10 protein-coding genes are annotated in these 13,442 nt (G+C 64.7%); 7 read left to right on the forward strand and 3 right to left on the reverse strand.

Features of this window, described 5'->3' with window-relative positions; all coding sequences use genetic code 11:
- The first annotated feature begins 200 nt into the window (after positions 1 to 200).
- From B9N88_RS04245 to B9N88_RS04270, 6 genes are all read left to right on the forward strand, one after another.
- Positions 201 to 1,031, forward strand: a complete 831-nt coding sequence (locus B9N88_RS04245; RefSeq protein ID WP_010567568.1) for a p-hydroxycinnamoyl CoA hydratase/lyase — start codon at positions 201 to 203, stop codon at positions 1,029 to 1,031.
- 76 nt (positions 1,032 to 1,107) lie between these two features.
- Positions 1,108 to 2,556 (forward strand): aldehyde dehydrogenase, encoded by a 1,449-nt coding sequence (locus B9N88_RS04250; RefSeq protein ID WP_027603462.1) that lies wholly within the window; start codon positions 1,108 to 1,110, stop codon positions 2,554 to 2,556.
- 62 nt (positions 2,557 to 2,618) lie between these two features.
- Entirely contained in the window at positions 2,619 to 4,493 is a 1,875-nt protein-coding gene (locus tag B9N88_RS04255) for a feruloyl-CoA synthase (RefSeq protein WP_027603463.1), read from the forward strand.
- Positions 4,490 to 5,731: a thiolase family protein gene (locus tag B9N88_RS04260; protein WP_027603464.1), complete on the forward strand. Its 1,242-nt coding sequence runs from the start codon at positions 4,490 to 4,492 to the stop codon at positions 5,729 to 5,731. Before B9N88_RS04255 ends, B9N88_RS04260 begins: the two co-directional genes overlap by 4 nt.
- Positions 5,732 to 5,766: 35 nt before the next feature.
- Positions 5,767 to 7,509 carry an acyl-CoA dehydrogenase gene (locus B9N88_RS04265; RefSeq protein ID WP_027603465.1) on the forward strand — a complete coding sequence of 581 codons (1,743 nt, stop codon included), beginning with the start codon at positions 5,767 to 5,769 and terminating at the stop codon, positions 7,507 to 7,509.
- Positions 7,510 to 7,576: 67 nt separating this feature from the next.
- On the forward strand, positions 7,577 to 8,290 hold the full coding sequence (locus B9N88_RS04270) for a GntR family transcriptional regulator (RefSeq protein WP_027603466.1): 714 nt from the start codon (positions 7,577 to 7,579) through the stop codon (positions 8,288 to 8,290).
- A gap of 6 nt (positions 8,291 to 8,296) precedes the next feature.
- On the opposite strand, the gene B9N88_RS04275 is transcribed toward B9N88_RS04270, so the two are convergent.
- The 3 genes from B9N88_RS04275 to B9N88_RS04285 all read right to left on the reverse strand — a co-directional run bounded on the left by B9N88_RS04275 (position 8,297) and on the right by B9N88_RS04285 (position 11,963).
- Positions 8,297 to 9,247 (reverse strand): PDR/VanB family oxidoreductase, encoded by a 951-nt coding sequence (locus tag B9N88_RS04275; protein ID WP_027603467.1) that lies wholly within the window; start codon positions 9,245 to 9,247, stop codon positions 8,297 to 8,299.
- Positions 9,248 to 9,276: 29 nt separating this feature from the next.
- The gene (locus B9N88_RS04280) at positions 9,277 to 10,338 is read right to left on the reverse strand and encodes an aromatic ring-hydroxylating oxygenase subunit alpha (protein ID WP_027603468.1); all 1,062 of its coding nucleotides are present in this window, start codon (positions 10,336 to 10,338) and stop codon (positions 9,277 to 9,279) included.
- A gap of 137 nt (positions 10,339 to 10,475) precedes the next feature.
- Positions 10,476 to 11,963, reverse strand: a complete 1,488-nt coding sequence (locus B9N88_RS04285) for an aldehyde dehydrogenase family protein (protein ID WP_027603469.1) — start codon at positions 11,961 to 11,963, stop codon at positions 10,476 to 10,478.
- 261 nt (positions 11,964 to 12,224) lie between these two features.
- Here B9N88_RS04285 and B9N88_RS04290 point away from each other — a divergent pair, with 261 nt between their 5' ends.
- Entirely contained in the window at positions 12,225 to 13,394 is a 1,170-nt protein-coding gene (locus B9N88_RS04290; protein WP_027603470.1) for a p-hydroxyphenylacetate 3-hydroxylase oxygenase component, read from the forward strand.
- Positions 13,395 to 13,442: the final 48 nt, after the last annotated feature.

Here is a 13,442-nt window from a genome sequence, read left to right on the forward strand (position 1 = left end):
CTCAGAAGGTGGAGGTTAAGAAGGCTATCTAGTTTGCCGGGGTTGGCGCGTCATGGCTATGCCGGCTTTTCACAACGCCTGGAAAACACAGGTTTCATCGCGTAAAAATATTGGTTATCCAGATTAATAGTTAATTGACATAACTATATTTGCGGTTTAATTTCGACTCATCTTCAAACCCAGAACAAGAGCGTACCGCCATGAGCAATTACGAAGGCCGTTGGACCACCGTCAAGGTTGAGATCGAAGAAGGCATCGCCTGGGTCATTCTCAATCGTCCGGAAAAACGCAACGCCATGAGCCCGACCCTGAACCGGGAAATGATCGACGTCCTCGAAACCCTCGAGCAGGACCCTGCCGCCGGCGTGCTGGTGCTGACTGGCGCGGGTGAAGCCTGGACCGCCGGCATGGACCTCAAGGAATACTTTCGCGAAGTGGACGCCGGCCCGGAAATCCTCCAGGAAAAAATCCGTCGCGAAGCCTCGCAATGGCAATGGAAACTGCTGCGCATGTACGCCAAGCCGACCATCGCCATGGTCAATGGCTGGTGCTTCGGCGGTGGCTTCAGCCCGCTGGTGGCCTGCGACCTGGCGATCTGTGCGGACGAAGCGACCTTCGGCCTTTCGGAAATCAACTGGGGCATCCCGCCGGGCAACCTGGTGAGCAAGGCCATGGCCGACACTGTGGGCCATCGCCAATCGCTGTACTACATCATGACCGGCAAGACCTTTGGCGGGCAGAAAGCCGCCGAAATGGGCCTGGTCAACGAAAGCGTGCCGCTGGCTCAACTGCGTGAAGTGACCATCGAACTGGCGCGCAACCTGCTGGAGAAAAACCCGGTGGTGTTGCGTGCCGCCAAGCATGGCTTCAAGCGCTGCCGCGAATTGACCTGGGAGCAGAACGAGGATTACCTCTACGCCAAGCTCGATCAGTCGCGCCTGCTCGATACCGAGGGCGGTCGCGAGCAGGGCATGAAACAGTTCCTCGACGACAAGAGCATCAAGCCTGGCCTGCAGGCGTATAAACGCTGAAGGGCGCGGCCGCCTGGCCGCGCCGTTGTACCCTGCTTGAACGTATTCCCGATAAAGACAATAAAGAGGAATCACCATGCTGGACGTGCCCCTGTTGATCGGCGGCCAGTCGTGCCCCGCCCGTGACGGTCGAACCTTCGAGCGCCGCAACCCGGTGACCGGTGAAGTGGTCTCGCGGGTGGCCGCCGCCACCCTGGAAGATGCCGACGCCGCCGTAGCGGCCGCCCACGCCGCGTTCCCCGCGTGGGCGGCGCTGGCACCCAACGAACGCCGCACCCGCCTGCTCAATGCCGCCGAGCAATTGCAGGCGCGCAGCGCCGAATTCATTGCCGCCGCCGGCGAGACCGGCGCCATGGCCAACTGGTATGGCTTCAACGTGCGCCTGGCGGCCAATATGCTGCGCGAAGCGGCGTCGATGACCACCCAGATCACCGGTGAAGTGATCCCCTCCGATGTCCCCGGCAGTTTCGCCATGGCCTTGCGTCAGCCTTGCGGCGTGGTACTGGGCATCGCGCCGTGGAATGCCCCGGTGATCCTCGCCACCCGCGCCATCGCCATGCCGTTGGCCTGCGGCAATACCGTGGTGCTCAAGGCCTCGGAGCTGAGCCCTGCGGTGCACCGCCTGATTGGCCAGGTGTTGCAGGACGCCGGCCTGGGCGATGGCGTGGTCAATGTCATCAGCAATGCCCCGGCGGATGCCGCTGCGATTGTCGAGCGGCTGATCGCCAACCCGGCCGTGCGCCGGGTCAACTTCACCGGCTCGACCCATGTGGGGCGGATTGTCGGCGAACTCTCGGCGCGTCACCTCAAGCCGGCCTTGCTGGAACTGGGCGGCAAGGCGCCGTTGCTGGTGCTCGACGACGCCGACCTCGACGCGGCGGTGGCAGCGGCGGCCTTTGGCGCCTATTTCAACCAGGGCCAGATTTGCATGTCCACCGAGCGCCTGATTGTCGATGCCAAGGTCGCCGATGCGTTCACCGCCAAGCTGGCGGCCAAGGTCGCGACCCTGCGCGCAGGCGATCCCATTGCAGCGGATTCGGTTCTGGGTTCCCTGGTGGACGCCGGCGCCGGCACACGCATCAAGGCCCTGATCGACGATGCCCTCGCCAAGGGCGCGCGGCTGGTGGTGGGTGGCCAACTGGACGGCAGCATCCTGCAGCCGACCCTGATCGATGGCGTTACCGAGCATATGCGCCTGTACCGCGAAGAATCCTTCGGTCCGGTGGCGGTACTGCTGCGCGGTGACGGGGATGAAGCCTTGTTGCGCCTGGCCAACGACTCCGAGTTCGGCCTCTCGGCGGCGATCTTCAGCCGTGACACCGGGCGTGCACTGGCCCTGGCCCAGCGTGTCGAGTCGGGCATTTGCCATATCAACGGCCCGACCGTGCATGACGAGGCCCAGATGCCGTTTGGCGGGGTCAAGTCCAGCGGCTACGGCAGCTTCGGCGGCAAGGCCTCGATCGAGCATTTCACGCAATTGCGCTGGGTGACCTTGCAGAACGGGCCACGGCATTACCCGATCTGAGCAGGCGTCGCGACATAACAATAACAAGGCGGCATTGACCCGCCTTGCTGGAGGACACCCTTGTGAGTTCCGAATTCAGACCGCAACCCCAGCCCGCACCGCGATACCGCGAGGTCTCCATCGGCCACGCAGCGGTGGCGGTCACTGAAGAACACGGCGTGCTGCATATGCGCTCCCTGGAGCCCCTGGCCGAGTTGCCGGCGCGCCTGCTCGATCGCCTGGTGCATTGGGCCCGGGTGCGCCCCGAGCAGACGTTTATCGCGGCCCGCCAGGCCGGTGGTGATTGGCGCCGGGTCAGCTACCGCGAGATGCTCGACAGCGTGCGTGCGATTGCCCAGGGCCTGTTGAGTTACGGGCTCTCGGCGCATAAGCCACTGGCATTGCTGTCGGGCAACGACATCGAGCATTTGCAGGTTGCCCTCGGCGCGATGTACGCCGGTATTCCTTACTGCCCGGTGTCGCCGGCGTATTCGTTGTTGTCCCAGGATTTCGCCAAGCTGCGGCATGTGTGCAACCTGCTGCAACCGGGGCTGGTGTTCGTCAGCGATGCGGCGGCTTACCAGCGCGCCATCGACGCCGTCCTGCCGGCCGAGACCCCGCTGATCAGCGTGCGCGGCCACGTGCCTGGGCGCACTCAGGCCAGCTTCGCCAGCCTGCTGCAAACGCCGGGCGCCGCCGAGGCCGACGCGGCGTTCCAGGCCACCGGCCCCGACAGCATCGCCAAGTTCCTGTTCACCTCGGGTTCGACCAAGTTGCCCAAGGCGGTGATCACCACCCAGCGCATGCTTTGTGCCAACCAGCAAATGCTGCTGCAGACGTTCCCGGTGTTCGGTGAGGAACCGCCGGTGCTGGTGGACTGGCTGCCGTGGAACCACACCTTCGGTGGCAGCCATAACGTCGGCATCGTGCTCTACAACGGCGGCACCTTTTACCTCGACGACGGCAAGCCGACCGCCCAGGGCTTTGCCGAGACCCTGCGCAACCTCAAGGACATCTCGCCCACGGCCTACCTGACGGTGCCCAAGGGCTGGGAAGAACTGGTCAACGCCCTGGAACAGGACGCCGAGTTGCGTGAACGCTTTTTTGCGCGGATGAAACTGTTCTTCTTCGCCGCCGCCGGCCTGTCGCAAAGTATCTGGGATCGCCTCGACCGCGTGGCCGAACAGCACTGCGGTGAACGTATCCGCATGATGGCCGGGCTGGGCATGACCGAAGCCGCGCCGTCCTGCACCTTCACCACCGGGCCGTTGTCCATGGCCGGCTACATCGGCTTGCCCGCGCCGGGCTGCGAGGTGCGCCTGGTGCCGTTGGACGGCAAGTTCGAAGGGCGCTTTCGCGGGCCGCACATCATGCCGGGGTACTGGCGGGCGCCGGAGCAAACCGCCGAGGTGTTCGACGACCAGGGTTTCTACTGTTCAGGTGACGCGATCAAGCTCGCCGACCCGCACCAGCCGCAATTGGGGCTGATGTTCGACGGGCGGATTGCCGAGGATTTCAAGTTGTCTTCCGGGGTGTTTGTCAGTGTCGGCCCGTTGCGCAATCGCGCGGTGCTCGACGGCGCGCCCTATGTGCAGGACCTGGTGATTGCCGCGCCGGACCGCGAATGCCTGGGCGCCCTGATATTCCCCCGGCTCTACGAGTGCCGTCGGCTGGCCGGCTTGAGCGCCGACGCCAGCGACGCTGAGGTGCTGGGCAGCGCACCGGTACGCCAGTGGTTCGGCGACTGGTTGCAGCGCCTCAACCGCGAGGCCACCGGCAATGCCAGTCGCCTGGAATGGATTGCCCTGCTCGACGAGCCAGCGTCTATCGATCGCGGGGAAATCACCGACAAGGGTTCGATCAACCAGCGCGCCGTGCTGCAATGGCGTGCGGCCAGGGTCGAGGCGCTGTATCGCGGTGAAGACCCTGCGATCCTGCGCGCCGGGCCCAAGCCTTGAACAGCGCCGGGCAGTACTCGGCGTTTGCCGATGCGGCGATTTTCGCGGCGGTGCGCACGCCGTGGGTCGACCTTGGCGGTGCACTGTCCCAGGTGTCGCCTATCGATTTGGGAATCAAGGTCGGCCGCGAAGTGCTGGCCCGGGCCGGCATCGACCCCCTGGCGGTGGACAGCGTGCTGGCCGGCTCCATGGCCCAGGCCAGTTTCGATGCCTACTTGCTGCCCCGGCATATCGGCCTGTACAGCGGGGTGGCGCAAGCAGTCCCGGCACTGGGGGTGCAGCGCATCTGCGCCACCGGTTTCGAGCTGCTGCGCCAGGCCGCTGAACAACTGCGCGACGAGGTGCAACTGGCGCTGTGCGTGGCCAGTGAATCCATGTCGCGCAACCCGATTGCGGCCTACACCCATCGGGATGGGTTTCGCCTCGGCGGCGAGGTGCAATTCAAGGATTTTCTCTGGGAGGCCCTGTACGACCCGGCCCCCGGCCTGGACATGATCGCCACCGCCGAAAACCTGGCGCGCCGTTATGGCCTGAGCCGCAAGGCCGTGGACCGCTACGCCTGCGACAGCCACCAGCGTGCCTTGCAGGCGCAACGTGACGGCGCGTGGGCGGAAGAAATCGTCACGGTCGATAACCAGGTGTTCGAGCTTGACGGGTACCAGCCCAGGGGCATCAGCCTCGCGCGCCGGGCCTGTGCCGTCAGCGCCGACAGCCACCCACGACCCACTGACCTTGAAGCCCTGACGCGCTTGCGCGCCGTGCATCCAGGCGGCGTGCAAACCGCCGGCAACAGTTGCGCGGTGGTCGATGGCGCGGCGGCGGCTTTGGTGGGGCGTGCCTCGGCCTGCACGCGCCCGGCCCTGGCGCGGCTGCTGGCCAGCGCGGTGGTCGGTGTGGCCCCCGAGTTCATGGGCATCGGCCCGGCACCGGCGATCCGCCTGCTGCTGCAACGCAGCGGCTTGAACCTGGGCGACATCGGCCGCTTCGAAATCAACGAAGCCCAGGCCGCCCAGGTACTGGCGGTTGCCCATGAACTGGAGCTGGACAGCAGCCGCCTCAACGTCGAGGGCGGCTCCCTTGCCCTGGGGCATCCGTTGGCTGCCACCGGCCTGCGCCTGGTGATGACCCTGGCCCGGCAACTGCGCCAGCACAACCTGCGCTACGGGATTGCCGCGGCGTGCGTGGGCGGCGGGCAGGGCATGGCGTTGCTGATCGAGAACCCTGCCTACCGGGCTTGAAGCGCACGATTCTTTTTTGTCGATGAGGTGTTCCGATGTGGAGCTATGAGGCGCCCCTGGGCGATATGCAATTTGTCCTGGAACACTGGCTGCAGGCGCCCGATACCTGGCAGCGCCACCCGGCATTCGCGGCCCTGGACCTGCCGCTGGCGGTACAGGTGCTGGAGGAGGCGGCACGCTTCAGCCAGGGCGTGCTGGCGCCGTTGAATAGCAGCGGTGATCGCCAGGGCTGCCGCTGGCAGGCGGGCCGGGTCAGCACCCCGGACGGCTTCGTCGAGGCCTATCGCGCCTATGTCGAGGGGGGCTGGCCGGCGCTGGCGTGTGCCGAGGAGCAGGGCGGGCAGGGCTTGCCGCAACTGCTCGATGCGGCGCTGCAAGAGATGCTCTATGCCAGCAACCACGCCTGGGCCATGTACACCGGGATCGCCCACGGTGCCTACCTGTGTCTCAAGGCCCACGCCGCCCCATGGTTGCAGGCACGCTACCTGCCCGACATCGTCAGTGGCCAGGCCTTGCCCACCATGTGCCTCACCGAGCCCCAGGCCGGCAGCGATGTCGGCTTGCTGCGCTGTCGCGCGCAGCCCCAGGCGGATGGCAGTTATCGCCTCAGCGGCAGCAAGCTGTTTATCTCCGGCGGCGAGCACGACCTCACGGCGAATATCCTGCACCTGGTGCTGGCGCGCCTGCCCGATGCGCCGCCGGGCAGCCGTGGTATTTCACTGTTCCTGGTGCCCAGGCAGCTGGACGATGGCCAGGCCAATGGCGTGCACTGCGACGGCATCGAACACAAGATGGGCATCAAGGGCAGCGCCACCTGTTCCCTGGTGTTCGACGCCGCCCAGGGCTGGCTGGTCGGCGAGCCCAATCGCGGCCTGGCGGCGATGTTTGTGATGATGAATTCGGCGCGCCTGCATGTAGGCCTGCAAGGCCTGGGGCATGTCGAGGCGGCCTGGCAGAACGCCCGCCAGTACGCCGCCGAGCGCTTGCAGATGCGTGCGCCGTCAAGGCCGGAAGAGGTGGTGGCCCAGGCGGCTGACCCGATCCGTTATCACCCGGCCATGCGCCGCGTGTTGCTGGAGCTGCGCACCACCAGCGAGGGCATGCGCGCCATCGGCTATTGGGCGGCGCACCTGCTTGATCAGGCCGAGCACGGCCAGGACCCGTCGGCGGCGCAGTTGGCGCCGCTGCTGACCCCCATCATCAAGGCGTTTTTCACCGAACAGGGCTTTCGCCAGGCCAGCCAGGGGCTGCAGGTGTTCGGCGGTTACGGCTACGTCACCGAGTTCGCCATCGAGCAAACCCTGCGGGACAGTCGCATCGCGATGATCTACGAGGGCAGTAACGAGATCCAGGCCAATGACCTGTTGCTGCGCAAGGTGCTGGGGGATGAGGGTCGAGCCTTTGGCCTGCTGCTGGCCGAGTTGCGCGCCGAGGCCGGGCAGGGCGCGCAGTATGAGGAATGCGCAGGCTTTTCCGGCGCGTTGGCCAACCTGTGCGACGCGTTGGCCAGTGTGGTGCACGCCATCCGTGAACGCACCCATGAGGACAGTGAATACCCCTATCGGGCGGCGCCGGATTTCCTCCAGCTCTGTGGCGTGGCGTTGCTGGCCTTTGCCTGGGCGCGGGCCGCGCGGGTCTCCAGGGCCCTGCGCGAAGACGATCCGCTGCGTGCCGCCAAGCTGCAAAGCGCCGGGTTCTTTTTCGATTACCTGCCGTCGCGGCTGGCGCAGCACCTGGGCGCCATAGACGGGGCACGGGCAGCGCTGGCGTTCATCTGACGCGGCCAGGTGCTTGCGGTACTACTTGCGGTACCATGGCGGCTCACGTTTTCTGGAAGTTGCCTGGATGAGTAAACCCGGTCAATTGGTGCTGGTTGCACTGCGCAAGATGATTGCCAGCGGGGAGTTGGCGGCGGGCGAGCGGCTGATGGAGATTCCCACGGCGCAGCTGTTCGGCGTGTCGCGCATGCCGGTGCGCATGGCCTTTCGTACCCTTGAGCAGGAAGGACTGCTGGTGCCGTTTGGCGGGCGTGGCTATCAGGTGCGCTCGGTCAGCCCCAGCGACATTGCCGGCGCCGTCGAAGTGCGCGGCGTCCTGGAAGGCCTGGCGGCACGGCAAGCCGCCGAGCAGGGCTTGTCCGCTGCGGCGCGTGCGGCGCTGGAGCGCTGCCTGGTGGAAGGCGATCAACTGTTCGAAAAGGGCTACGTGACCGAGGATGACCTTGAGGTCTATCACGACCTGAACATGCGCTTTCACCAGGTCATCGTCGAAGGCAGCCACAACCCGGCGATCGCCGACGCGCTGGCCCGCAATGATCACCTGCCGTTCGCCTCGGTGACCGCGCTGGCGGTGGATCGCGAGGACATGGCCCGCGAGTACCGACGCTTCAACTATGCCCACATGCAGCATCATTCGGTTTTCGATGCCCTGGTCAATCGCCAGGGCGCGCGGGCCGAAGCCATCATGCGCGAACACGCCAATGCGACGTTGCGCTATGCCGAGATCTTCAGCTCAGCCACCGCCGCCGCGCGCATGAAGGTGATTTTGCCCGCGTCGTGAACCCTGTCAGATATCGAGTACCAGCAGCGGGGTTTTCGAGCGCGAGCAGCAGGGGGTGAACTGGTCATTCAGGGCCTGTTCCTGTTCGGTGAGGAACAGGTCGCGGTGCTCCGGTATGCCCTCCAGCACACGGGTCAGGCAGGTGCCGCAAATCCCCTGTTCGCAGGACACGGCAATCTCTATGCCGTGGCTTTCCAGGACCTGGACCACGGTCTTGTCGGCGGGGATTTCAAAGACCTGGCCGCTGCTGCCGAGCTTCACCGAAAAGCCGCCGTCGAGGCTGCTGTCCACCGGTGCCGCGCTGAAGTATTCGCGGTGCAGGCAGTCTTCCTGCCAGCCCTGCGCGCGTGCGCTGTCGAGCACATGCTGCATGAACCCGCCGGGGCCGCAGACATACAGGTGCACGTCATCGGCGGGCGCTGCCAGCACTTCGGCGATGTTCAGCGCGGTGTGGGGCTGCTCATCGAAATGCAGGAACACCCGCGCGGCAAACGGCGACGCCTCGAGCCGCTGCACAAACGCCGCACGCTCACGGGCGCGGGCGCAGTAATGCAGCTCGAAGTCGGCACCTACATGGGCCAGGCGCTCGGCCATGCACAGGATCGGGGTGATGCCGATGCCACCGGCAAACAGCAGGCTGCGTCGCGCGTTGTCGGCCAGGGGAAACAGGTTGCGCGGTGCGCTGATGGTCAGGCGGGCGCCCTCGTGAACCTGCTCGTGCAAGCTGCGCGAGCCACCCCGGGACGCCGGGTCCTTGAGCACGCCGATCAGGTAGCGATGACGTTCCTCGGGGTGATTGCACAGGGAATATTGCCGGATAACCCCATCGGGCAGGTGCACGTCAATATGCGCGCCGGCACTGAAGGCCGGCAGCGGCTGGCCATCGACACTGGCCAGCTCATAGCTGCAAATGTCCTGGGCTTCGTTGTTACGGGATACCACCACCACATCGATCATGTTCAGTCCTCGCAAAGTTGTCGCGCTGTTCAGGCGGTGGTGGTGGCGATCAGTTGCGGTTCGAGGGCGCGTTCCTTGGCAATCAGTCGCTCCAGGATCTTGCGTGACTGCACGCCACCCGCGTCGATATTCAACTTGAGCAGGTTGCGCTGCGGATGGGCCAGCAGGTTCTGTTGCTGGCGTTCGAGCATCTCCAGGTCTTCGCTGAAAATCTTGCCCTGGCCCTCGCGAATGCTTGCGGTCAGTGCCTCATCATGGGGGTTGAAGTTGCGCGCCATGCCCCAGAAGTACCAGATCGAGGTCTCGGTTTGCGGGGTGATGAAGTCGACCACGATGCTCGCAGCCTTGTGTTCGGGGGCGGCGTTATAGCCACCTTTGCCGGCGTGGGCCACGCCGACTTCGATCAATACATGGCTGGGCGGGGTGAAGCGGCAGATCTGCCAGCGGTCCACCGGCACGTCATCGGCCAGGTTATTGCCGCGCAGGGCCATGCGCCAGAACGGCGGGGCCATGATGTTTTCCATGTGCCGGGCCGTGACCACTTCATCGCCGTCCACCGTGGTCACGGGCGGCGCTTCGTCGATTTCCTTCTGGCCGATGCTGGAGGCGTGCACATAGGTTTCGTGGGTCAGGTCCATCAGGTTGTCGATCATCAGGCGGTAGTCGCATTGGATATCGAACAGCCCGCCGCCATAGGCCCACTGGTCACTCACGGCCCATTCCAGGTGGTGGATCAGCGCCGGGTCGGCCTGGGCCTGATCGCCGGGCCATACCCAGATGAAGCCGTAGCGTTCAACGGCGGCAAAGGTCTTGTTGCAGGGAAAACCACGTACCCGCTGGCCGGGCATTTCCACGGTCTTGCCGTCGCCGCCCATGACCAGGCCGTGGTAGCCGCAGACCAGGTTGCCGTTCTCGACATACCCCAGTGAAAGCGGCGCGCCGCGATGGGGGCAGAAGTCCTCGACCGCCACCACGGCGCCTTCCTGGCCACGATAAAACACCATCTTTTCGCCGCAGATCTGTCGACCCAGGGGCTTGTGTGCGATTTCATCGGGGGTGCAGGCGACATACCAGGTGTTCTTGGGGTACATGATGACTCTCCAGGCGGCGGATTGTTTTTATTTAATGGATCCATTAAATGGCTGGCCTGATGGAGAGTCAATCTATTGTGGTTGCTTTATTGGGCGATTATCGGACGATTACGTTTCAATGGATCCACTGGTTGGATTCAGTAGCGAATCATCACTGACTTCAACTCGGTGTAGTCCTCGATGAAGGCGCTGCCGAACTCCCGGCCTATCCCCGAGGACTTGTTGCCGCCAAACGGCACCGCCGGGTCCAGCATCGTGTGCATGTTCACCCACACCGTGCCGGCCTCGATGGCGGGCACCATGCGCAGGGCTTTGCTGAGGTCGTTGGTCCACAGGCTGGCGCTCAAGCCATAGGGGGTGTTGTTCATCAAGGCCAGCAGTTCTTCTTCGCTGTCGTACGGCAAGAACGTGGCAATGGGGCCGAAGGTCTCTTCGTTGAGCAGGGTGTCGTTGACGCTGTTGGCGAGGATGATCGTCGGCTCGACGTAACAGCCCGGCCGGTCGATCAGGTTGCCACCGTGAATGATGCGGTTGTTTTCGGCACGGGCCTTGGCGAAGAACTCGCCGAGTTTGAGCTGGTGCTGGCGGTTGGTGACCGGGCCGAATTCGGTGCGCTCATCCAGGGGCGAGCCGATGTTCAGCGTGCTCAGGCGCTGGGCCAGTTTGCCCATCACCGTTTCGATCTGTGAACGATGCACAAAGAAGCGTTCGGCGGCGGCGCAGATTTGCCCGGAGTGCAAAAAGCCTGCTTCGATGATGCCGTTGACGGCCTTGTCCAGGTCCACATCGGGCAGGAACCCGGCCGAGTTCTTGCCGCCCAGTTCAAGGGTGGCGCGGGTCAGCCCGGCGCCCATGGCACTCTGGCCCACCGCAATCCCGGTCGGCACGGAGCCGGTGAACGACACCTTGTCGGTGCCGGGGTGTTCGATCAGGCCTTTGCCGACGCTGCCGCCGCCGGTCAAGACGTTCAGCGCACCGGCGGGAAGGCCGGCGGCAATCGCCAGTTCGGCGATGCGCAGGATGGTCAGCGGCGTGAACTCGCTGGGCTTGATGATGATGCTGCAACCGGTCACCAGCGCCGAGGCGAGTTTCCAGATGGCGATCATGGTCGAGAAATTCCACGGCACGATGCCGACCACCACTCCGACCGGCTCGCGCAGGGTGAACGCGGTGTAGCGCTCGCCGGCGAAGGAGGGCAACGATGGGGTGATGGTCTGGCCGCTGATCTTGGTGGCCCAGCCGGCGTAGTAACGCAGGAAGTGCGCGGCCTGGTCGACTTCGAAGGCGCGGGAAATCTGGATGATCTTGCCTGACTGGCAGGTTTCGATCTGTGCCAGTTCTTCGCGGTGTTGCTCCAGCAGGTCGGCCAGTTTGAACAGCACGTTGCCGCGCACCGCCGGTGCGACCTGCGACCACTGTTTGAAGCCTCGGCTCGCGGACGCCACGGCCGCGTCAATGTCGGCCGGGTCGGCGTCGGCGACATCGGCGATGACCTGGCCGGTGGCCGGGTTGATCACCTCCAACCGCTGGCTGGAATGGCTCTCGACGTAGCCACCGTCAATGAACAACCCATGGGTTCGACGGAGGAAGGCTTCAACCTGGGGCAGCAGTGGAATATCGCTCATGGGGTTTCCTGGTGGCAGAGATTGAAAAGCCCGAGGTTAATCCCAGTGGCCGGAACGGGCTTGACTGTGGCTGCCCAGTGGCATGTCTGTGGCTGCCAGCGCCTGTGCACGACGGATCAGCCTGAGCCTTTGGAAAGTACAATCTTGACTCTGGAAGGTGCATGTCCTGCCAGGAAGGCACGCTCCATACTGGCCCTGCATCCGGTGCCGCGCCTTGATTTCTGGCGCTGCCCGGACATCCAATAATAAGCAGGGCCATCCATGAAAAAGCCAAACCCGCTCCTTGAAGATCTCAAGTCCATCCTGCCGACCATCGCCGCCAATGCCTTCGTGGCCGAGCAGGACCGCCAGGTGCCCGCCGAGAATATTGCGCTGCTCAAGAGCATCGGCATGCACCGTGTGTTTCAGCCGAAAGTGTTCGGCGGCATGGAGTTGTCGCTGCCGCAGTTTGCCGACTGCATCGCCTTGCTCGCCGGGGCCTGCGCCAGCACGGCCTGGGCCATGAGCCTGTTGTGTACCCACAGCCATCAATTGGCACTGTTCTCGGCCCAACTGCAGCAGGAGGTCTGGGGCACTGACCCGGATGCCACGGCCAGCAGCAGCATCGCGCCGTTCGGGCGCACCGAGGAAGTCGAGGGCGGCGTGCTGTTCAGCGGGGAAATGGGCTGGAGCAGCGGCTGTGATCACGCCGAGTGGGCGATCGTGGGGTTCCGCCGCAACAACCCCCAGGGCTCCCAGGATTACTGCTTCGCGGTGCTGCCGCGCAGTGACTACCAGATCCGCGATGACTGGTTTGCCGCCGGCATGAAGGGCAGCGGCACCAAGACCTTGATCATCGACAAGGCCTGGGTGCCGGAACACCGCATCCAGAAAGCCAAGGACATGATGGAAGGCAAGTCCGCCGGCTTCGGGCTGTACCCCGACAGCAGGATTTTCTACTCACCGTACCGGCCGTATTTTGCCAGCGGTTTTTCCACCGTCAGCCTGGGCGTCGCCGAGCGGATGCTCGAGGTGTTCCGCGAAAAGACCAAGACCCGCGTGCGCGCCTACACCGGCGCGGCGGTCGGTGCCGCGACCCCGGCGTTGATGCGCCTGGCCGAGTCGACGCACCAGGTGGCCGCCGCGCGCGCCTTCCTCGAAAAAACCTGGGACGAACACGCTGAACACAGTGAGCAGCAGCGCTACCCCAGCCGCCAGACCCTGGCGTTCTGGCGCACCAACCAGGCCTACGCGACCAAGATGTGCATCCAGGCGGTGGACCGTCTGTTCGAAGCCGCCGGCGGCAACGCCTGGTTCGAGCACAACGAGATGCAGCGCCTGTTCCGCGACTCGCACATGACCGGCGCCCATGCCTACACCGACTACGACGTCTGTGCACAGATCCTCGGCCGCGAGCTGATGGGCCTGGAGCCCGATCCGAGCATGATCTGAAGCTGCTTTTGAAAACAACAATCAGGGCTGCGCCTGACGCAGCCCGGG

This window comes from Pseudomonas sp. LAMO17WK12:I1, from assembly GCF_900177315.1.
In the GTDB taxonomy this organism is placed as follows: domain Bacteria; phylum Pseudomonadota; class Gammaproteobacteria; order Pseudomonadales; family Pseudomonadaceae; genus Aquipseudomonas; species Aquipseudomonas marginalis.